Origin of the sequence: Inquilinus limosus DSM 16000 (genome assembly GCF_000423185.1) — a bacterium.
In the GTDB taxonomy this organism is placed as follows: Bacteria; Pseudomonadota; Alphaproteobacteria; order DSM-16000; family Inquilinaceae; genus Inquilinus; species Inquilinus limosus.
In genome coordinates, this window is sequence record NZ_AUHM01000025.1 from 101,569 (window position 1) to 121,128 (window position 19,560).

19 protein-coding genes are annotated in these 19,560 nt (G+C 70.9%); 8 read left to right on the plus strand and 11 right to left on the minus strand.

Translation table 11 applies throughout. The features are described 5' to 3' along the window. Nucleotides 1-61: 61 nt before the first annotated feature. A complete protein-coding gene (locus G537_RS0121630) occupies nucleotides 62-1,057 on the minus strand; it encodes a mannonate dehydratase (protein ID WP_026871896.1) in 996 nt (331 codons plus the stop codon). A gap of 77 nt (nucleotides 1,058-1,134) precedes the next feature. Beyond that, nucleotides 1,135-1,875, minus strand: coding sequence for a FadR/GntR family transcriptional regulator (locus tag G537_RS0121635; RefSeq protein ID WP_211230456.1), 741 nt, complete (start codon nucleotides 1,873-1,875; stop codon nucleotides 1,135-1,137). 150 nt (nucleotides 1,876-2,025) lie between these two features. Here G537_RS0121635 and G537_RS0121640 point away from each other — a divergent pair, with 150 nt between their 5' ends. Genes G537_RS0121640 through G537_RS0121660 form a run of 5 tightly spaced genes read left to right on the plus strand, consistent with a single transcriptional unit; the run spans nucleotide 2,026 to nucleotide 7,158 of the window. Then, on the plus strand, nucleotides 2,026-3,615 hold the full coding sequence (locus G537_RS0121640) for an ABC transporter substrate-binding protein (protein WP_026871898.1): 1,590 nt from the start codon (nucleotides 2,026-2,028) through the stop codon (nucleotides 3,613-3,615). Between the two features lie 25 nt (nucleotides 3,616-3,640). Beyond that, nucleotides 3,641-4,666 carry an ABC transporter permease gene (locus tag G537_RS0121645; protein WP_026871899.1) on the plus strand — a complete coding sequence of 342 codons (1,026 nt, stop codon included), beginning with the start codon at nucleotides 3,641-3,643 and terminating at the stop codon, nucleotides 4,664-4,666. Further along, nucleotides 4,666-5,562: an ABC transporter permease gene (locus G537_RS0121650; protein WP_026871900.1), complete on the plus strand. Its 897-nt coding sequence runs from the start codon at nucleotides 4,666-4,668 to the stop codon at nucleotides 5,560-5,562. The genes G537_RS0121645 and G537_RS0121650 overlap by 1 nt, the downstream gene beginning before the upstream one ends. Continuing rightward, nucleotides 5,552-6,406, plus strand: coding sequence for an ABC transporter ATP-binding protein (locus G537_RS0121655; RefSeq protein ID WP_026871901.1), 855 nt, complete (start codon nucleotides 5,552-5,554; stop codon nucleotides 6,404-6,406). The genes G537_RS0121650 and G537_RS0121655 overlap by 11 nt, the downstream gene beginning before the upstream one ends. Further along, nucleotides 6,403-7,158, plus strand: coding sequence for an ABC transporter ATP-binding protein (locus G537_RS0121660; RefSeq protein ID WP_211230457.1), 756 nt, complete (start codon nucleotides 6,403-6,405; stop codon nucleotides 7,156-7,158). Before G537_RS0121655 ends, G537_RS0121660 begins: the two co-directional genes overlap by 4 nt. A 10-nt stretch (nucleotides 7,159-7,168) precedes the next feature. Here the strand turns inward: G537_RS0121660 and G537_RS0121665 are convergent, their stop codons facing one another. The 9 genes from G537_RS0121665 to G537_RS0121705 form a co-directional block, all read right to left on the minus strand. Beyond that, nucleotides 7,169-7,912, minus strand: coding sequence for a VOC family protein (locus tag G537_RS0121665; RefSeq protein WP_026871903.1), 744 nt, complete (start codon nucleotides 7,910-7,912; stop codon nucleotides 7,169-7,171). 22 nt (nucleotides 7,913-7,934) lie between these two features. Then, a complete protein-coding gene (locus G537_RS0121670) occupies nucleotides 7,935-8,543 on the minus strand; it encodes an alkylhydroperoxidase domain protein (RefSeq protein ID WP_026871904.1) in 609 nt (202 codons plus the stop codon). 8 nt (nucleotides 8,544-8,551) lie between these two features. Next, nucleotides 8,552-9,145 (minus strand): CMD domain protein, encoded by a 594-nt coding sequence (locus tag G537_RS0121675; protein WP_026871905.1) that lies wholly within the window; start codon nucleotides 9,143-9,145, stop codon nucleotides 8,552-8,554. Between the two features lie 37 nt (nucleotides 9,146-9,182). Beyond that, nucleotides 9,183-10,217 carry a putative FMN-dependent luciferase-like monooxygenase gene (locus G537_RS0121680; RefSeq protein ID WP_026871906.1) on the minus strand — a complete coding sequence of 345 codons (1,035 nt, stop codon included), beginning with the start codon at nucleotides 10,215-10,217 and terminating at the stop codon, nucleotides 9,183-9,185. Between the two features lie 19 nt (nucleotides 10,218-10,236). Then, nucleotides 10,237-11,859: a dipeptide ABC transporter ATP-binding protein gene (locus G537_RS39180; protein ID WP_034852550.1), complete on the minus strand. Its 1,623-nt coding sequence runs from the start codon at nucleotides 11,857-11,859 to the stop codon at nucleotides 10,237-10,239. Next, a complete protein-coding gene (locus G537_RS0121690; protein WP_026871907.1) occupies nucleotides 11,856-12,722 on the minus strand; it encodes an ABC transporter permease in 867 nt (288 codons plus the stop codon). The genes G537_RS39180 and G537_RS0121690 overlap by 4 nt, the downstream gene beginning before the upstream one ends. Further along, entirely contained in the window at nucleotides 12,719-13,660 is a 942-nt protein-coding gene (locus tag G537_RS0121695) for an ABC transporter permease (protein WP_026871908.1), read from the minus strand. The genes G537_RS0121690 and G537_RS0121695 overlap by 4 nt, the downstream gene beginning before the upstream one ends. A 277-nt stretch (nucleotides 13,661-13,937) precedes the next feature. Next, nucleotides 13,938-15,569, minus strand: coding sequence for a TIGR04028 family ABC transporter substrate-binding protein (locus G537_RS39185; RefSeq protein ID WP_245579073.1), 1,632 nt, complete (start codon nucleotides 15,567-15,569; stop codon nucleotides 13,938-13,940). 243 nt (nucleotides 15,570-15,812) lie between these two features. Further along, complete coding sequence (locus tag G537_RS0121705) at nucleotides 15,813-16,409, minus strand: nitroreductase family protein (RefSeq protein WP_026871909.1); 597 nt, start codon at nucleotides 16,407-16,409, stop codon at nucleotides 15,813-15,815. Between the two features lie 305 nt (nucleotides 16,410-16,714). Here G537_RS0121705 and G537_RS39190 point away from each other — a divergent pair, with 305 nt between their 5' ends. The 3 genes from G537_RS39190 to G537_RS0121720 are packed head-to-tail and all read left to right on the plus strand — an operon-like array spanning nucleotide 16,715 to nucleotide 19,546. Next, nucleotides 16,715-17,518: an ABC transporter permease subunit gene (locus G537_RS39190; RefSeq protein ID WP_051248823.1), complete on the plus strand. Its 804-nt coding sequence runs from the start codon at nucleotides 16,715-16,717 to the stop codon at nucleotides 17,516-17,518. 21 nt (nucleotides 17,519-17,539) lie between these two features. After that, nucleotides 17,540-18,373, plus strand: coding sequence for an ABC transporter ATP-binding protein (locus tag G537_RS39195; RefSeq protein WP_081688963.1), 834 nt, complete (start codon nucleotides 17,540-17,542; stop codon nucleotides 18,371-18,373). A gap of 3 nt (nucleotides 18,374-18,376) precedes the next feature. Continuing rightward, nucleotides 18,377-19,546 carry an acyl-CoA dehydrogenase family protein gene (locus tag G537_RS0121720; protein WP_026871910.1) on the plus strand — a complete coding sequence of 390 codons (1,170 nt, stop codon included), beginning with the start codon at nucleotides 18,377-18,379 and terminating at the stop codon, nucleotides 19,544-19,546. Nucleotides 19,547-19,560 lie beyond the last annotated feature (14 nt).

The window sequence follows — 19,560 nt, forward strand, 5'->3', positions numbered from 1 at the left end:
ATCCAGAGCCGTGCGAGCCGCCCTGGATTGCTTCGCTGCGCTCGCAATGACGAGTTGGGGATCAGCGCGTCACCGACCCCGGATAGAGCTGGCTGACCGCCTCGAGCTGGGCGGCGATGTAGCCGTAGCAGAAGGCGAAGGCGACGCCTTCCGGGTCGCGGCCGCTGATCGTCGGCACGTGGTCCGGCATCACCATGTAGGGATATCCGAGCTCGGCATAGAGCTTGATCGACCGCCACATGTCCATGTCGCCCTCCTCCGGGAACGTCTCCATGAAGGAGAGCTTGCGGCCGCGGATGTTGCGGAAGTGGACGTTGAAGATCTTGCCGCGGCTGCCGAACCAGCGGATCACGTCATCGATCTCGTTGCGGGGGTCGTCCAGCATCTCGCCGATCGTGCCCTGGCAGAAATTGAGGCCGTGATAGGGGCTCTCGCGCATCTGCACGAATTTCTTCAGCCCCTCGACCGTCCCCAGCACCCGGGTGACGCCGCGGTAGCCCGGCGGGGTGTAGGGGTCGTGCGGGTGGCAGGCCAGCCGGATCCTGTTCGCCTCGGCCACCGGCACGACGCGTTCCAGGAAATAGTCGATGCGCTCCCAGTTCTCGTCCTCGGACAGGGTGCCGACCATGGTCGGCGGCGCATCGTGGTCCGCCTTCTCCCAGCGGAAGGAGGCGTTCATCGAGCCGCCGCGCCCCGGCTCGTCCGGCGTGCGCGGGATGCCGATGATGTTGAGGTTGTACTTGGCCGCCGGGATCCCCGCCCGCGCCAGGTTCTCGATCAGCCGGCAGATCGAGTCGATCTGGCGGTCGCGGTTGGGCCCCGCCGACAGGATGTCGGGGCTCTCCGACTGCTCGATCGGACGCGAGGCCAGCGGCAGCTGCACCATGTCGAGCACCAGGCCGAAGCTCTCGATCTTCTCGCGGTGGCGCAGCAGCACGTCCAGCGTCCAGTCGTGCGGATTGCCGGGCGGGTTGTCGTTCAGGTGCCGGACGCCGAGCTGGGCCAGCACCCGGTAATCGTCGTCGTCGCGCACCCCGTTCTGCGTCCCGAGATACATGCCCGCCTCCCGTCGAGATCTGTTCGCCCGATTGATATGTCATCATACGAGTGGTGACAAGGAGGGCCGGCGTCGCGTCAGGGCGCGGACTCGGCCGGCAGCCCGCCCATGATCCGGTAGCGGCGCTGGCTTTCGGTCAGATGGTGGCGCATGGCCAGGCGGGCGCCGTCCGGGTCCTGGCGCTCGATCGCCTCGATGATCCGGGCGTGCTCGACGATCACCTTGCGCAGATAGCCGGTGGTCGCCTCGGCCGAATCGCCCAGCCGGCTGCGCGGGATGGTGCGCTGGCCGAGATATTTCAGGACGTCGGTGTAGAAGTGGTTGTTGGTGGCGGCGGCGATCGCGAGGTGCAGTGCGAAGTCGGCGTCGACGGCGCTGCCGCCGCCATCCACCACGGCGATCATGCGCTCATGCGCCAGCAGGATCTCGGCCTCCTGCCCCGAGGACCGGCGCAGCGCCGCCAGGCCCGCGGCCTCGATCTCCACCCCCATGCGGAACTCCAAGAGTTCCAGCACCTCCGACAGGCGGGTGAAGTCGCCGGACAACAGGCCGGGCGCAGGCTCCGCCACCGGCGTCACGAACACGCCGACGCCCTGCCGCGGCTCGACCAGCCCCTTGGCGCGCAGTTCGGCGATCGCCTCGCGCACCACCGTGCGGCTGACGTTGAACTCGTCGATCAGGCGCTGCTCGGTCGGCAGCTTGGCCCCGACCGGCAGCACGCCGTTGACGATCCGGTCGCGCAGGGCCTCGACGACGGCGACGGCCAGCTTCTCGCGGCGCCGCGGCCGCGCCGCTTCGACACTCATCCGGTTCGGCACCGCTTCTCCTGATCCGCGCGGGGCGCCGGCCCCCACCCATTCCTTCCCAGTCACATATTTGCCTCTTGCGAAGTCAAGATCGCCAAGCCAAGATTTCAAAAAGCAGTCATCATACAACTGACATCATACTAGAAATCGGGAGGCACGCCCATGGGAAAGTGGGTTGCAAGGCTGCTGGCCCTGGCCGTCGCGCTGCTGCCGGCCGGCGGCGCCGTCGCCAAGACGCCGGCCGACCAGCTGGTGATCGGCGCGTCGCTGGCCCAGGTCCTGTCGCTGGACCCCGGCCAGGCGACCGAGTCCGGGTCCTGGATCATCACCTCGAACATATACGACCGGCTGGTCTCGACCGATCCCAATGATCCGACCGAGCTGGTGCCGCAGCTGGCCGAGCGCTGGGAGGTGGACGGCCGGTCCATCGTCTTCCATCTGCGCGACGCCACATTCGCCTCGGGCAACCCGGTGACGGCCGAGGACGCCGCCTGGTCGCTGCGGCGGATGCTGAAGCTGAACCAGGCCGCCGCCTCGCTGTGGAAGCCCTACGGCTATGACGAGACCAACATCGACGACTTCCTCGAGGTGGTCGATCCGAAGACCTTCCGCCTGAAGCTGCCGGAGGGCACGATCGCCCAGTTCGTGCTGTTCGCGCTGGCCGGCAACAACGGCGCCGTGATCGACAAGGCCGAGGCCACGAAGCACGAGGCCAACGGCGATTTCGGCAATGGCTGGCTGCGCGCCAACTCCGCCGGGTCCGGGCCGTTCGTGCTGCGCCGCTGGGCGCCGAACGAGCTGATCCTCCTGGAGCGCAACGACAGCTTCTGGGGCGGCCCGCCGGCGATGAAGCGGGTGGTGGTGCGCCACATCGCCGAAAGCCAGGTGCAGCGCCTGCTGCTGGAGCGCGGCGACATCGACGTGGCGACGGCGCTGGGCGCCTCCGACCTCGCCGCCTTCGACGGCAAGGCCGGCTTCGTCACCCAACGCGTGCCGACCGGCGGCTTCTATCTGCTGGCGATGAACACGCAGAACCAGTACCTGGCCAACCCCGATGTCCGCCGCGCCATCGCCTGGGGCCTCGACTACGCCGGCACGCAGAAGACGATCATGGGCCCCTATGGCCGCGTCCGCCAGGTGCCGGTGCCGGAGAACTATCCGACCGCCCTGCCCGACCCCGGCTATAAGCTGGACGTCGCCAAGGCCAAGGAATACCTGGCCAAGGCCGGTGTCCCGGACGGCTTCTCGCTGAAGCTGAAGACGATCGCCGAGACGCCGCGCGTCGACCTGGCCACCGCGATCCAGGCCTCGCTGGCCCAGATCGGCATCAAGGTCGCGATCGAGCAGGGCAACGGCAGCCAGATCATCGCCGCCCACCGGGCCCGCGACTTCGACCTGCTGATGCCGCTCTCCGGCGGCGGCAACATGCCGGACCCGCTGGGGTCGCTGCAGAACTTCACCTACAACCCCGACAACAGCCCGAACGGCAATTCCGGCTACTTCACCTGGCGGTCCGCCTGGGACATCCCGGAGCTGACCAAGCTGACGACCGAGGCCCGCGGCGAAGCCGACCAGGCCAAGCGCGAGGCCATCTACACCAAGATCCAGGAGATCTTCCTGGCCAGCGGCCCGGCCCTCCTGCCGATGTTCGAGCGCTTCTCGCCGGTGGTGGTGTCGGAGCAGGTCGAGGGCTATGTCGGCCAGGGCTTCCGCGGCGTCCGGCTGGATGCGGTGAAGAAGAAGGCCGAGTGACCGCAATGCGCGAGGAGGACCGGCCATGACCCGCGACCTGCCGCTGAGGCTGCTGCGCCGCGCCTTCGGCCTCCTGCTCAGCCTGTTCGTCCTGCTGTGCCTGACCTTCGTGATCGGGCGGCTGATGCCGTCCGATCCGGTCGGCGCCATCGTCGGCGAGTTGGCGGATCCGGCCGCCTATGCGGCGATGCGGGCCAAGATGGGTCTCGACCTGCCGATCCCCCAGCAGTTCTGGGTCTATCTGACGAACCTGCTCCACGGCGACCTGGGCACCGCGGTGCTGACCGGCAACCCGGTGGTCTCGGACCTCGCCGCCGCCTTCCCGGCGACGCTGGAGCTGGCGACGCTGGCGATCATCCTCAGCGTCGCGGTCGGCGTGCCGCTCGGCCTGCTGGCGGCCCTCTACCGCGACACGCTGCTGGACCAGATCGCGCGGGTGCTGTCGCTGCTGGGCCATTCCCTGCCGGTGTTCTGGTTCGGAATCGTCGGGCTGATCGTATTCTATGCCGGGCTGCAATGGGTCCTGGGCCCGGGTCGGATCGACGTGTTCTACGAGGGGCTGGTCGAGCCGCGGACCGGCGCCATCCTGATCGACAGCCTCCTGGCCGGCGAGACCGAGATCTTCTGGAACGCGCTGGGCCACCTGATCCTGCCGGCCTGCATCCTGGCCTACACCTCGATGGCCTATATCGTCCGCATGACCCGCAGCTTCACGCTGGAGCAGCTGGGCCAGGACTACATCATCGCCGCCCGGGCCAAGGGGCTGCGCCTGCCCGCCGTGGTGCTGGGCCACATCCTGCCGAACATCGCGGTGCAGCTGGTCACCATCCTGGCGATCTCCTACGGCCATCTGCTGGAGGGGGCGGTGCTGGTGGAGATCGTGTTCTCCTGGCCCGGCATCGGCCAGTACATGACCAATGCGCTGATGATCGGCGACATGAACGCCATCCTGGCCTGCACCCTCCTGATCGGGCTGATCTTCATGATCCTGAACGCCCTGGCCGATGCGGCCTATCTGGCGCTCGACCCGCGGACGCGGGAGGCGCGGTGATGTCGATGGAAGCGCAGCAGCCGATCGCGCCGCCCGCGGCGGCACAGCCGGCGGCCCGCAGCTGGTGGGTGCTGGCCCTGCGCCGCCTGCGCCGCGAGCCGCTGGGGCTGGCGGGCCTCGCCTTCATCGGCCTGCTCGTCCTGGTCGCAATCCTGGCGCCCTGGATCGCGCCCTACGACCCGACCGTGCAGAATCTGGACAACGTCCTGCAGCGGCCGGACTGGGTGCATCTCGCCGGCACCGACGAGCTGGGCCGCGACATCTTCAGCCGCCTCGTCTGGGGCAGCCGGATCACGCTGCAGATCGTGGTGACGGTGACGCTGATCATCGGCCCGATCGGCCTTTTGATCGGCGTCGTCGCCGGCTATTGCGGCGGGCGGGTCGACGCCGTGCTGATGCGGGCCACCGACATCGTCCTGTCCTTCCCGTCCCTGGTGCTGGCCCTGGCCTTCGCCGCGGCCCTCGGCGCCGGGCTGGGCACCGCGATCGTCGCCATCTCGCTGACCGCCTGGCCGTCGATCGCGCGGCTGGCCCGGGCCGAGACGCTGGTGGTGCGCCAGGCCGAGTACATCGCCGCGGCGCGGCTCTACGGCGCCTCGCATCTGCGCCTGATCGGCCTCTACGTCATGCCGATGTGCATCCCGTCGGTGATCGTCCGCCTGACCCTGTCGATGGCCGGCGTGATCCTGACCGCGGCGGGGCTCGGCTTCCTCGGCCTCGGCGCCCAGCCGCCGGCGCCGGAATGGGGGGCGATGATCTCCAGCGGCCGCAAGTTCATGCTCGACGCCTGGTGGGTCTCGGTGATGCCCGGCCTGGCGATCCTGGCCACCAGCCTGGCCTTCAACCTGCTCGGCGACGCGCTGCGCGACGTCTTGGACCCCCGCCATGCCCGCTGAAGCTCCCATGCTGCAGATCGAGAAGCTGTCGGTCGAGTTCGGCGAGGCGGCCCGACCGGTCCGGGCGGTGCACGAGGTCAGCTTCACGCTGGGCCGCGAGCGGCTCGGCATCGTCGGCGAGAGCGGCTCCGGCAAGTCGACGGCCGGGCGCGCGATCATGCGGCTGCAGCCGAAGGGCGCGCGGGTGCGGGCCGACGCGCTGCGCTTCATGGACCGCGACCTGCTGAGCCTGAGCGAGCGCGAGATGACCCGGATCCGCGGCGGGGACATGGCGCTGATCCTGCAGGACCCGCGCTATTCGCTGAATCCGGTCAAGCCGATCGGTACGCAGATCGCGGAATCCGCGCGGGTGCATCTGAAGCTGGGCAGCCGGGCGGCGCGGCAGGCGGCGCTGGAGATGCTCGGCCATGTCCGGATCCGGGATCCGGAGCGGATGATGACGCTCTATCCGCACGAGATCTCGGGCGGCATGGGCCAGCGCGCGATGATCGCGATGATGCTGCTGAACAAGCCGAAGCTGGTGATCGCCGACGAGCCGACCTCGGCGCTCGACGTCAGCGTGCGACAGGACGTGCTGACCCTGCTCGACCGGCTGGTGCGCGAGAACGGCTCCGGCCTGATCCTGATCAGCCACGATATCCGCATGGTCGCGCGCTTCTGCGACCGGATCCTGGTGATGTATGCCGGAAGGGTGGTCGAGGAGCTGCGGTCGCTCGACGAGGCCGAGCATCCCTACACGCGGGGGCTGATCGCCTCGATGCCCGGCTTCGACGGCCCGCGGCCGCACCGGCTGCCGGTGATCGACCGGGCGCGCCTCGCCGCGCTCGAGGAGGCCGCCCGATGAGCGCTGCCGAGGCCATGATCCGGGTGTCGGATCTCGACGTCCGCTTCTCCTCCCGCCGCGGCACGGTGCATGCGGTGAAGGGCGTCTCCTTCGCGGTCGAGCCCGGCGGCACGCTCGGCATCGTCGGCGAATCCGGCTGCGGCAAGTCGACGGTGCTGCGCTGCCTCGCCGGGCTGGAGCAGCGCTGGACCGGCCGGATCGAGCTGGCCGGGCGCCTGGTCGGGCCGCGGCGCGGCCGCGACGAGCTGGCCCGGGTGCAGATGGTGTTCCAGGATCCCTACGGGTCGCTGCATCCGCGGCACCGGATCGGCCGCGCCCTGGCCGAGCCGCTGATCGCCATGGGCCTGCCGGATCCCTGGGACCATGTGCCCGGGGCCCTGGCGCGGGTGGGCCTGCCGGCGCGCTTCGCCGACCGCTACCCGCACGAGCTGTCGGGCGGCCAGCGGCAGCGCATCGCCATCGCCCGGGCGCTGGCCCTGCGCCCGCCGGTCGTGCTGCTGGACGAGCCGACCTCGGCGCTCGACGTCTCGATCCAGGCGGAGATCCTGAACCTGCTGATGGCCCTGCGCGAGGAGCACCGGCTGACCTATGTCTTCGTCAGCCACGACCTCGCCGTGGTCGGCCAGATGTGCGACCGGGTGCTGGTGATGAAGGACGGGGCCTGCGTCGAGGAGCTGCCCTCCGACGCGCTGCGCGCCCGCAGCGTCGCCGCCCCCTACACGAGGGAGCTGATCGCGAACAGCTTCCTGTGACCGGCCGGGATCAGGCGATCCGGGTGATGCGGACACCCTGGGTGCGCACGGGGTCGAGATCGCCCGGAGCACTGCCGGGGGCGACGCGCAGCGTCAGCGACACCGGCCCCTCCCCGCGCGTCGCCAGCGACGCGCCGGCGCGGTCCGGCCCCAGCAGGCCGACCGACTGGCCGTTGCCCAGCGCGATCGGCACGCCGGAATCGACGGCAGCGCCGAGCAGAGCGCCGTAGCGCCAGGCGCTGACCTCCGGGTTCTCCACCGCCACCTCGATGCCGGCGACGCCGAGCGCGCCGTTGGCGTGGCGGCGGACATCGCCGTCGGGCACCCGCAGGTGCCGCGGCGTGACGTCACCGCAGAGGAAGGGCAGGTCCGAGGTCGCCGCCCGCGCCGTGCGCCATTCCAGCCGCTGCCCGTCCGGCCGCAGCCGGCCGCCGTCGGTCGGCCCGTCGAGCGCGAGGCCGCGCGCCTTCGCCGCCGCCACATCGGTCCCGATGTCGCCGGGCAGCAGGGCGAAGTCGACCAGCCCGTCGCCGGCCTCGCTCAGCACCCGCCACCAGCGGAACTCCGGGTTCGGACGGCGGAAGGCGATCAGCTCGATATAGGTGTCGTCGGCGAAGACGATCAGCGCGTTGTGGCTGGCGCCGTGCGTGTGCTCGCCGCCCGGCACCACGGTGAAGCCGAGCGCCTCGTAATCGGCGACGGTCTGGTCCAGGTCGCGGACGGCGATCACCACGTGATCCAGCGACAGGCTCATGGTCAACTCCCGTTTCGATCGGTCAGGCCTCGGCCTGGACCTGCGGTTCGCCCAGCGACAGCATCAGGCGGTTGGCCCAGTTGAAGAAGGCAGCGCCCTGGATGACATCGGCGACCGCGGCGTCGTCCAGCCCGGCCGCGCGCAGCCGCGCGACATGCTCCGGCCCGAAGGCCGACGGCGTCGCCGTCAGCGCCACCGCGGCGGCGACGATGGCGTTCCAGCGTTCGCCCAGATCGGCGCCGACGCCCTCGTCCAGCAGGCGCTGCACGTCGTCGCCGCGCTTGGAATGGACGGTGGCGAAGCGGGAATGGACCGAGGCGCAGTAGATGCAGCCGTTGAGGCGCGAGGTCGCGGTGGCCGCCAGCTCGCGCTCCGCCCGCGGCAGGCCGCCCTCGGGGTTGTAGAAGATGTCCTTGTCGGTCCTGGTGCGCGCCTGCAGCACGTCCGGATCGCGCACCAGCAGCCGGAAATAGTCGGATTTGGCGCGGGCCGGGTCGACCAGCCCGGCCCAGTGCCGGTCGGTCAGCCGGTCGGCCGGATACGGCTCCAGCCAGGGCAGCCAGCCGAGCTCGTCCTGGGTGAAGACGGTCGGCTCCTGGTTGTCGGGATGGATCAGGACGGTCTCGGTCATGGCGGGCCTCAGGCGGCGGCCAGGGCGCGCAGCCCGGCGACGACGCGGATCTGGAAGGACAGGAAGGCGACGAGCTGCGACAGGGTGACGATGTCGGTGGTCGACCAGCCGGCGTCGAGCAGCGCCTGCAGCGCCGCGGCGCTGGCATCGCGCGGGCGGAACACCAGCAGATGCGTGTGCTCCAGCGCCGCCGCGAGGCGCGGGCCGAGCACGCCGCGGCTCTCATCCGAGACGTGGTGGACCGGGCCGTCCTTGTCCTCGGCGCTCAGCGGCCCGGCCGGATAGCGGCCATAGGGCCCCTCCGTGGCCGCCCGCTCGGCCTCGACGGCCACGGCGGCGGCAAGGCCGGAATCGCGCTTGGCAAGCGCCTCGGCGTAGAAGCGGGCCGGCGCCGGCTCGCGGTGCAGCGCCGCGACGAAGGCGGCGACGGCGTGGCGCTCCAGCGCCGACACCGTGCCGGGATCTTCCGGCAGGAACAGCGCCGCCCAGCTCTTCTGCGCGTTCTCCCGGGCGGCGGGGCGCTGGGCCCGGATCCGGTCGAGGGCGGAGCCGCGCTCGACCCCGGCCAGGAGGTCGATGACATCGGCCGTCGGTTCGCTCATCGTCTGGTCCTTCTCACGGATGGTTCTTGCGGCGGCGTCAGCAGGACGCGGCGGCGAGGCGGATGTCCCGGTCCCGGCGCACCCAGCCGAAGGCGGGCGCCACCTCCTGCGCCACCAGCTCGATCGAGCGCAGGATGAAGGGGTGCGGCGGGTCGACCGAATGCACCTGCACCACCAGGTCGGTGGCCCTCCGCAGCGTGTCGTCGGCGCCGAGTGAGGCGATCACCTCGTCCGGCGTGCCGAGATGCACGTCGAAGGCGGCGATCAGCTGGTCCAGCGTGTCGCCCGGGGCGCCGCGTCCGGCGGCAGCGAAGCGGTCGGCCTGGCGGCGCAGGCCGCGCTCGGCGAAGCGCCGCGCCGCCTCCCGGTCCTCGGCGACGAAGACGCTGCGCGAGGCCAGGATGCGCGGCTCCTTCCCCGGCGGCAGCGCCTCGAGATAGGCGTCGATGATCGGGTTCTGGATCTCGGCCAGGGTGGCGTCGGGCGCCTCGGCCGGCCGCGGCTGGGTGCGCGACAGCATCAGCCCGTCGCCGGCGGCCCCGGCCCGGGCGCCGCCGGCGACCGAGAAGGTGGCCTGCCAGATCCGGTCCAGCAGCTGCGGCGCCGCCGGATACAGCCGGGTGTCCGCGCCGTCGAGCGGCTTGCCGCCCCAGGCGTCGAGCAGCACCTGCAGGTTCCGGCCGAAGATCTGCCCCCGCTCGGCGCTGTCGAGGCCGAAGGCGGCGAAGGCCGAGGGTGTGCCGCCGGTGCCGAGCCCGACCTCGAGCCGACCGTCGGACAGAAGGTCGAGCACCGCCGCGTCCTCCGCCACACGCACCGGATTCTCCAGCGGCAGGGTGATGATGCCGGTGCCGAGGCGGATGCGCGAGGTGCGGGCCGCGACCTGGGCCAGGAACACCAGCGGCGCCGGCAGACCGCCCTCCGGCTCGTGGAAATGGTGCTGGGCGACCCAGGCGCTGTCGAAGCCGTGCCGCTCCGCCGCCGCGATCTGCTCCGTCGCCAGGCGGTAGCGCTCCTGCGCGCTCGCCTCGTCGAGGAGCCGGGTGAAGAAGCCGAGCCGTTGGATGGTCACGGGAGAAAGCCTTTCGGGGTCATGCGGAGAGGGCGAGCCGGCGGCCGGGGATGGCGTCGATCAGCTCGCGCGTGTAGTCGCTGCTCGGGTTCCGGAACACGGCCTCCACCGGCCCGGAATCGACCTGCCGGCCGTTGTGCAGCACCGACACGGTGTCGGCGATCTGCCGGACCACGGCGAGGTCGTGCGACACGAAGAGATAGGTCAGGCCGAGGTCGCGCTGCAGCGTGTCGAGCAGGCCGAGGATCTGGGCCTGGACGGTGACGTCGAGCGCCGACACCCCCTCGTCCAGCACCAGCACCTGCGGGTCCAGCACCAGGGCACGGGCGATGGCGACGCGCTGGCGCTGGCCGCCCGACAGGGCCCGCGGCCGCCGGTCCAGCACGGCCTGCGGCAGGCCGACCCGGTCGAGCATGTCGCGCACCTTGCGAGCGCGATCGGGCTTCGGCAGGCGCTCGAAGTTCAGCAGAGGCTCCTCGATGATCTCGAATATGCTCTGCCGCGGGTCGAGCGACCCGAACGGGTTCTGGTAGACCAGCTGGACGGTCCGGCGGAACCGGCGCAGCGCCTCGCTCTTCAGCGCCGACGGGTCGGCGCCGCCGATCAGGACGCGGCCGGCGGTGGGCTTCTGGAACCCGACCACGGCGCGGACCGTGGTGGTCTTGCCGGAGCCGGATTCGCCGACCAGGGCGTGGGTGGTGCCGCGCGGCACGGCGAAGGACAGGCCGTCGACGGCGCGGAAGCGGCCGCCCCGACCGGGCAGGTCGAAATCCTGGACCAGCCCCTCGACCACGATCGCGCTGTCGCCCTGCCCCGCCGCCGGCCGCGGGACACGGTGCTCGGCCTTCGCCAGGGACGGCGCGTCCGCCAGCAGCTGCATCGTATAGGCGTTCTTCGGCGCGGCCAGGATCTCGGCGGCAGGACCCTGCTCCTGGATCCGGCCGCCCTTCAGCACGATCAGCCGGTCGGCCCGGTCGGCGGCGACGCCGAGGTCGTGGGTCACCAGCAGCACGGCGGTGCCGAACTCCCGGCGCAGCTCGTCGATCAGGTCGAGGATCCGGCGCTGCACCGTGACGTCGAGCGCGCTGGTCGGCTCGTCGGCGATGATCAGGGCCGGCTGCAGCGCGATGGCGATGGCGATCAGCACGCGCTGCTTCATGCCGCCCGACAGCTCGTGCGGGTATTGCCGCGCCCGCAGCTCCGGCCGCGACAGGCCGACCCGGGCCAGCAGCTCGATGACCCTGGCCCGGTTCGCCGCCTTATCGCCGCGACGGTGGATGGTCAGGATCTCCTCCACCTGCGCGCCGATGGTCTTGACCGGATTCAGCGAGCTGCCGGGGTCCTGCGGGATCAGGCTGATGCGGGCGCCGCGGATGGCGTCGAGCCGCTTCTGCGACCAGCCGGAGATGTCGGTGCCGGCGAGGCGGATGGCGCCGCCGTCGACCCGGCCGTTCTCGGCCAGGAGGCCGATCACCGCCTGGGCCGTGGTGGTCTTGCCGGAGCCGGATTCGCCGACCAGCGCCAGCACCTCGCCCGGCCGGATGCGGAAGGAGACGCCGTCGACGACGCGCTGCGCGCCGCCGCGGCCGTCGCGATAGGAGACGGCGAGGTTCTCGACCTCCAGCACCGGAAGCACGGTCATATCGTCCCCCGCCCGATCGACCGGCCGATGCGGTTGGCCGCGAGCACGACCGCCACCACCACGAGGCCGGGAACGGTGGTCAGCCACCAGGATGTCGCGATGTAGTTCCGCCCCTCGGCGATCAAGAGGCCCCATTCCGGGGTCGGCGGCGGCGCGCCGTAGCCGAGGAAGCCGAGGGTCGAGATCTGCAGGATCGCCGTGCCGAACTGCACCGCCGCCAGGGCGATCACCGAGGTCACGGAATTCGGCAGGATGTGCCGCCACAGCACCGCGCCGAAAGTGCCGCCGCTGCCGAAGGCGGCTTCGACATAGTCGGACCGGCGGACCAGGATCACCTCGGACCGGGCCAGCCGGGCGAAGCGGCCGATCGAGGTGACGCCGACGGCGATCGCGGCATGCACCGTGCCGAAGCCGAGCAGGATGATGATCGCCAACGACAGCAGCAGCGACGGCACCGACAGCAGCACGTCGACGATGCGCATCAGCACCGCGTCGATCCGCCGGCCGGTCGAGCCTGCGAGGAGGCCGATCGCGGTGCCGACCAGCAGGCCGACGGCGACCGCGACGAAGGCGCCGGAGAGCGAGTTCACCGCGCCGTGGACGATGCGGGCGAACAGGTCGCGGCCGAGCGCGTCGGTGCCGAGGATGTGCTCCGCGCTGGGCGCCCGCAGCTTCTCCCGCGGCACGCCGGCGACGGCGCTGTAGCTGGTGAACAGGCCGGGGGCGACGGCCCAGGCCGTGACGATGGCGATCACCGCCCACGATAGCAGCAGGCTCGGCTGCAGCCGTCCGAGCCGGGAGAAGGCTGGGCGCCGGGGCGGCCTGGCGGGCAGAGCGCGATCGGTGGTCTGCAGCGAGGTCATGCGGCGGCTCCCGGAGACCTCAGGCGCGGGTCCAGCACCGGGGCCAGCAGGTCGACGATGAGGTTGACGACGACGAAGCCGGCGGCGGAGAGGACGACGACCGCCTGGATCACCGCCGTGTCCTGGTTGCGCACCGCCCGCTCGGTCAGCGTGCCCAGGCCGTTCAGCCCGAACACCGTCTCGGTGATCACGGCGCCGGCCAGGATCTCGCCGAACAGCACGCCGGCGATGGTCAGCGTCGGCAGCAGCGCGTTGCGGGCCACGTGCCGCCACAGCACCCAGGCGCGCGATGCGCCCTTGGCGCGGGCAACGGCGACGAAGGGATGGGTCGAGACCGCGTCGATGTTGCGCACCAGGATCTGCGCCAAGGGCGCGGAGATCGGCACCGCCAGGGTCAGCACCGGCAGGACCAGCCCTTCCCAGGGCCCGGGGTTGATCACCGGGATCAGCTTCAGCCGGAAGGAGAAGATCTGGATCAGCATGATGCCGAGCCAGAAGGTCGGGACCGAGACGAACAGCGACGGCAGCGACTGGATGGCGGAGCGCAGCCAGGAGAAGGCGGCGAGGCTGGACAGGGCGGCGATCGCCACCGCCAGCAGCAGCGCCAGGGCGAAGCCGAGCCCGGCCAGCCACAGGGTCGACGGCAGGTTGGCCAGGAGCGAGTCCCCGACCGGCACGCCGGCCTGCACCGAAGTGCCGAAATCGCCGGTCAGGAAGTTGCCCAGCGTGTGCAGGTACTGCGACCAGACCGGGCTGTCCGCGCCGTAGGACTGGCGGATCTCGGCGATCTGGTCCGGGCTCAGCCCCAGCTCCGGGTTCTGGAACTTGATCAGGATGGCATCGCCGGGCAGAGCCTGCAGCAGGATGAAGGCGGCCGTGAAGGCGGCCCACAGCACCAGCACCGCCTGCCCCACCCGGCCGAGGAGGTAGCGGGTCATGGGCGGGGCCTCGCATCCCTATCCGAGTCCCCCCTCCCCTCGCGGGAGGGGGCTAGGGGGAGGGGGTTCTCTCGGCTCGGCCCACCCCCGGATTTCGGCAAGCCGGCTCGGACGGCAACATCACGCCAAGGCCATTCGCGCGCGGACGCGCGCAGCCCCCTCCCCCTGCCCCCCTCCCGCAAGGGGAGGAGGGGCAAGAAAAGGCGCGGCGGGGCAACGCTACCTTGGAAGAGGGCTGTGGTGCCGCTACGCATCGGTCGGATCTTCCTTCCGCCACTTAGTGCTCGGCCAGCCAGGTGCCGTAGAAGTACGGCCGGCCGACCGCCTCGAAGGCGATGCCCTTGACGTAGGGGGCGCCGGCATAGGCCTGCGGCTCCTCGAAGATCGGGATGGCGTAGGCCTGGTCGAGGACATAGGCCTGGACCTCGCCGGCGATCTGCAGCCGCTTGGCGCTGTCCGGTTCCGAAGCCAGCGCCTCCAGCAGGCCGTTCAGCTTGTCGTCGACGAAGCTCTTCACCTTGGTGCTGGCACCGCCCTTCTGGCGCAGCACGTCGCGGTTGGCCGGGTGGTACTGGCTCTTGATCACGTCCGGGTCGGCGCGGCCGACCATGGCCGGCGAGACCGGCGTCTTCTCCGGGTCGAGATTGTCGACCGTGGCGCTGCCGGAATCGCCGGCCAGAACGTTCAGCTTGACGCCGACCCGGGCCCATTGCTGGGCGACCAGCTGCAGCGTCTCCTTGTTCTGCGGCTGCGGCAGCGATTCATAGGCGGTCAGCTCCAGCGTCCTGCCGTCCTTGTGGCGCAGCCCGTCGGAGCCGAGGGCCCAGCCGGCCTCGTCGAGCAGCCGCTTCGCCAGCTCCTCGTCATGGGTCAGCTTGGCCGAGAGGTCGACATAGCCCAGCGCGGTCGAGGCGATGATCGAGGTCGCCTTCGGATAGTTCTCGGAGAACAGCGTGCCGACGATCTCGTCGCTGTCGGTCGCGTGCAGCAGCGCCTGCCGCACCCGGAGATCGGCCACCAGCGGGTTGTCCGGCCGGAACACCACGCTGTTGTTCACGCCGCGGGTCGGCGCGGCATAGACGGTGTAGCCCTGGTCCTGCACCTGCGGCTCGTCATAGGCCTGGACCTGGCGGATGAAGTCGGCCTGGCCGGCCAGCAGCGCGCCGATGCGGACGCTGTCCTCCGGCGTCACGATGTAGTGGATGCCGTCGAGATAGGCGCGGCCCTGATGCGCCAGCGGCGCCGGGCCCCAGGCGTAGTCCGGCCGCGCCTTCAGCACCAGCTCCTTGCCCAGCGTCTCGCTCTCGACCACGAAGGGGCCGGAGCCGATGATCTTGGTGGCGTCGCCCAGCTCGTCGAAGGGACGCGCCAGGGTGGCGGGCGAGACGAGGCCCGAGCCGATCACCGATGTGCCCTGCAGGAAGCCGGGCGATGGCTTCCTGAAGAAGAAGCGCACCGTATAAGGGTCGACCACCTCGCTGCGGTCGTAGTTGTTGATGACCTCGGAAACCGGCAGCTTCAGCGCCGGATTGCCGCGGCCGTAGGTGTCGTAGTTCTTCGCCACCGCGTCGGCGTCGAGCGGCGTGCCGTCGGAGAAGGTGACGCCCTTCCGAATCTTGAACGTGTATTCGGTGGCGTCGGCATTGACCGCCCAGGACTCGGCGATCCAGGGCTTGATCTCGAGGGTCTTCGGATCCTGCCAGGTCAGCTTGTCGGTGATCTGGTTCAGGATTCCGCCGTTCGGGTAGAAGCCGCCCGCCGGCGGGTACAGGTTGGTGTGCGCCTGCTGCTCCAGATAGATCAGCGTGCCGCCTTTGACCGGCGTCTCATCGGCCGCCGGGGCGGGGCCTGCGGCCAGCATCGCGCCGACCAGGGCCGCCATGCAGCTGAAGCGTATGTTGATCGACACGACTACCCCTTCCGCGGATGTGCGAAGCCATTGATCATCAATTTCATGATGTACTTTCGGCGCAGCAGACGCCTCCGGCACAGCAGGGCTCATCCTTTGGCCCGCCTAATTCACCGTACCTCGCGATCATTATGATATAAAATACAAATATTTATCGTTTTTTGTTCATGGAAGCGAAGGCGTCGGCCGGCAGCCCGTTCGGGCTGGCCGGGGAAGGTTGAGCAGCGAGTATCGGCCGTCGCCTCACCCGGCCCGGAACACCCCTTCGGAAACGATGCTGCCCAGGGGCTTGCGGCCGCTGGGATGCTCGCGCGCCTGCAGGCTCTCCGGCAGGGTCGACCGGTCGCCGAGGCGGCCGACGGCGATCGCGGCATCGACCGCGTAGTCCGCCGGGATGCCCAGCTGCGCCCGCGCCTTGTCGCGGTCGAAGCCGGCCATGCCGTGGGTGTGCCAGCCGGACAGCAGCGCCTGCAGCGCGAAGTTCGACCAGGCGGCGCCGGCATCGAAGGCATGCGTCGGCAGCGGCGTCTCGCCCTTGCCCGGCTGGTCGAAGCGGGTCTTCGAGGCGACGATCACCAGCGCCGCCGCGTGCTGCGCCCAGCCGCGGTTCCACTCGTTCAGGATGTCGAGAAAGACCGGCCAGCGCTCCGTGCCGCGGCGGGCATAGATGAAGTGCCAGGGCTGCGCGTTGTAGGCCGAGGGCGCCCAGCGCGCCGCCTCGAAGAAGCGCAGCAGCTCCGATTCCGGGATCGCCTCCTCGGTGAAGGCGCGCGGCGACCAGCGCCGCAGGAACAGGGAATCGATGTCGTGCTCGGCCAAGCGGCCATTCAGACTGGTCATGGCGACTCCAGGGGCCGATCCGGCCGGTCGGGAAAGGCCATTGTCATAGCGGCAAAAGCGCCGTCAAAACAATTTACGGATGTGCAATCATCCGGCATCGCTGCCATGCGATCCCGGCCGTAAGCCAGCACCCCGGCACCAGCCCCATCACAAAATCCATACAGATCAATCCTCTACATATTATACAATATTGTCTAGATATTAATTTCAGATTCACATTGACTCTGAAATCCCATCGCCCATGATCTACAGGACGAGCGACGCCCGCGGTCGCCTCCCCGACTCCCCGGCAACAGGACATCGCCTTGGCCACACTCTCGCTGCCCCAGCCCGCCGGCGCCCTCGCGGCCAGGATCGAGCGGTTCCGCCGCTTCATCCCGCCCCTCGTCATCGTGCTGCTGTGGCAGGCCGGCTCCTCCGCCGGGCTGATCCCGGCGCGGTCGATCGCCTCGCCGTTGACCATTCTCGGCACCTTCTGGACGCTGCTGGCCTCGGGCGAGCTGCTGCAGCACCTGCTGGTCTCGCTCGGCCGCGTCAGCGCCGGGCTCGCCATCGGCGTCACGGTCGGCGCCGGGCTGGCGCTGATCGCCGGTCTGTCGCGGCGCGGCGAGGATCTGGTCGACGCCACGATGCAGATGCTGCGCACCCTGCCCTTTCTGGCGCTGGTGCCGCTGTTCATCCTGTGGTTCGGCATCGGCGAGACGCCGAAGATCGCGCTGGTCGCGCTCGGCTCCGCCTTCCCGATCTACCTGACCCTGTTCGCCGGCATCCGCGGCGTCGACGCCAAGCTGGTCGAGGCCGCTGGCGTGTTCGGCCTGTCGCAGCGCGAGCTGATCCGTCAGGTGATCCTGCCGGGCGCCCTGCCCTCGGCTCTGGTCGGGCTGCGCTACTCGCTCGGCTCCGCCTGGCTCAGCCTCGTCATCGGCGAGCAGATCAACGCCTCCAGCGGCATCGGCTACCTGGTGATGACCGCGCGCGACTTCCTGCGCACCGACATCATCTTCGTCGGCCTGATCGTCTACGCGCTGCTCGGCCTCGGCGCCGACCAGCTCGTCCGCCTGATCGAGCGCAGCGTGCTGCGCTGGCGCCCCAGCTTCGTGAAGGCCTGAACTTCTCAAAGGATCCGCCCCGTGCCCCTCTCCGCCGCACGCCACCGGCCCGACACCGAGTCCGCCGCCGCCCGTCCGGACGTCGTCTGCATCCGCGGCCTGACCCGGTCCTTCGGCGGCCCGAACGTCCTCGACGGGCTGGACCTCGATATCGCCGACGGCGCCTTCGTCGCCCTGCTGGGCCGCAGCGGCTCCGGCAAATCGACGCTGCTGCGCACGCTCGCCGGTCTCGATCCCGCCCCGGCCGGCACCGTCGCCGTGCCGTCGGAGCGCACCGTCGTGTTCCAGGAGCCGCGGCTGCTGCCGTGGAAGAGCGTCTGGCGCAACGTCGCGCTCGGCCTCTCCGGGCCGGTCGCCCGCGACCGCGCCGTCGCGGCGCTGCAGGAGGTCGGGCTTTCGCACCGGATCGACGCGTGGCCGCTGACCCTGTCGGGCGGCGAGGCTCAGCGCACTGCTCTGGCCCGGGCGCTGGTGCGCGAGCCGCGCCTCTTGCTGTTGGACGAGCCCTTCGCCGCGCTGGACGCCTTGACCCGGATGAAGATGCAGGGGCTGGTCGGGTCGCTGTGGCAGGCGCACCGCCCGGCGGTGCTGCTGGTCACCCACGATGTCGACGAGGCGCTGCTGCTGGCCGACCGGGTGCTGGTGCTGGCCGAGGGCCGGATCGCCACCGACATCCCGGTGGCGCTGGACCGGCCGCGCCGCCACGGCGATCCCGGCTTCGTGCGGCTGCGCAGCAAGCTGCTGGCCGATCTCGGCGTCGACGAGTTCGAGGGCGAGGCGCCACCGGCCGCCCACCGCCCCGCCGGGCGGTCCGTGCCGGCCGGCCATCCGGTCCCCGCCCCGGCCGGGGCCTGAATCATGGCCCGACCCGAGCAGCCGCTGCGCAGCGTCGACGAACCGCCGCCTCTGGCCGAGACCGTCGCCGCCCTGGCCGCGGAGTTCGCCGGGACGGCGGCGGAATACGACCGCAGCGCCGCCTTTCCCTTCGCCAATTTCCAGCGGCTGGCCGAGGAAGGCCTGCTGGCCCTGGCGACGCCGCGCCGCTTCGGCGGCCGCGGCGGCGGACTGCGGGACGCGGCGACCGTGATCGGCGGCATCGCCCGGGGCGAGCCGTCGACCGCCCTCGTCCTGTCGATGCAGTACCTGCAGCACGCCTCGCTGGAGGAGCGCGGCTGGCCGGCGCATCTGGCGGAACGGCTGGGCCGGGAGGCGGCATCCGGCGTGTCGCTGATCAACGCCCTCAGGGTGGAGCCGGAGCTCGGCTCCCCCTCCCGCGGCGGGCTGCCGGCGACGGTGGCGCGGCGCACGCCGGAGGGCTGGCGCGTCTCCGGCCGCAAGATCTTCTCGACCGGCATCCCGATCCTGTCCTGGCTGGCGGTCTGGGCCGCGACCGACGAGGCCGAGCCCCGCGTCGGCACCATCCTGGTGCCGGCCAGGGCGCCCGGAATCCGGGTGGTGGAGAGCTGGGATCAGCTCGGCATGCGCGCCACCAACAGCCACGACGTGGTGCTGGAGGACGTGCTGGTGCCGCTGGACCACGCCGTCGACCTGCGCCCGCCCGAGGCCTGGCGCACGGCGGAGCCGGTGAAGACCGCCTGGGGCGCGGTGCTGATCGGCGCGCTCTATGACGGCATCGCCCGCGCTGCGCGCGACTGGCTGGTCGGCTTCCTCAAGACCCGCACCCCGGCCAATCTCGGCGCGCCCCTGGCCACCCTGCCGCGGATGCAGGAGTCGGTGGGCGAGATCGAGACCCGCCTCGCCGTCAACGCCCGGCTGATCGCCGGCGCCGCCCGCGAGGTCGACGACGGCCGCCCGCCGGCGCCGAACGAGAGCGGCATCGTCAAGCTGACCGTGACCGGCAACGCCATCGCCGCGGTCGAGACCGCCGTCCGGCTCACCGGCAATCCCGGCCTGGCCCGCACCAACCCGCTGGAGCGGCACTACCGCGACGTGCTGTGCGCCCGCATCCACACGCCCCAGGACGATGCCGTGCGGATCGCCGCCGGCCGCCTCGCCCTCGGCCTCTGACATCGAAGGGATTT

Bases quoted from the DNA above. Each gene is read 5' to 3' on its own strand.
- G537_RS0121645 (WP_026871899.1), top strand. From the start codon at position 3,641: ATGACCCGCGACCTGCCGCTGAGGCTGCTGCGCCGCGCCTTCGGCCTC.
- G537_RS0121695 (WP_026871908.1), bottom strand. From the start codon at position 13,660: ATGACCCGCTACCTCCTCGGCCGGGTGGGGCAGGCGGTGCTGGTGCTG.
- G537_RS0121640 (WP_026871898.1), top strand. From the start codon at position 2,026: ATGGGAAAGTGGGTTGCAAGGCTGCTGGCCCTGGCCGTCGCGCTGCTG.
- G537_RS0121675 (WP_026871905.1), bottom strand. From the start codon at position 9,145: ATGAGCGAACCGACGGCCGATGTCATCGACCTCCTGGCCGGGGTCGAG.
- G537_RS0121665 (WP_026871903.1), bottom strand. From the start codon at position 7,912: ATGAGCCTGTCGCTGGATCACGTGGTGATCGCCGTCCGCGACCTGGAC.
- G537_RS0121690 (WP_026871907.1), bottom strand. From the start codon at position 12,722: ATGACCTCGCTGCAGACCACCGATCGCGCTCTGCCCGCCAGGCCGCCC.
- G537_RS0121660 (WP_211230457.1), top strand. From the start codon at position 6,403: ATGAGCGCTGCCGAGGCCATGATCCGGGTGTCGGATCTCGACGTCCGC.
- G537_RS0121705 (WP_026871909.1), bottom strand. From the start codon at position 16,409: ATGACCAGTCTGAATGGCCGCTTGGCCGAGCACGACATCGATTCCCTG.
- G537_RS0121720 (WP_026871910.1), top strand. From the start codon at position 18,377: ATGGCCCGACCCGAGCAGCCGCTGCGCAGCGTCGACGAACCGCCGCCT.
- G537_RS39180 (WP_034852550.1), bottom strand. From the start codon at position 11,859: ATGACCGTGCTTCCGGTGCTGGAGGTCGAGAACCTCGCCGTCTCCTAT.
- G537_RS0121655 (WP_026871901.1), top strand. From the start codon at position 5,552: ATGCCCGCTGAAGCTCCCATGCTGCAGATCGAGAAGCTGTCGGTCGAG.
- G537_RS0121670 (WP_026871904.1), bottom strand. From the start codon at position 8,543: ATGACCGAGACCGTCCTGATCCATCCCGACAACCAGGAGCCGACCGTC.
- G537_RS0121630 (WP_026871896.1), bottom strand. From the start codon at position 1,057: ATGTATCTCGGGACGCAGAACGGGGTGCGCGACGACGACGATTACCGG.
- G537_RS0121650 (WP_026871900.1), top strand. From the start codon at position 4,666: ATGTCGATGGAAGCGCAGCAGCCGATCGCGCCGCCCGCGGCGGCACAG.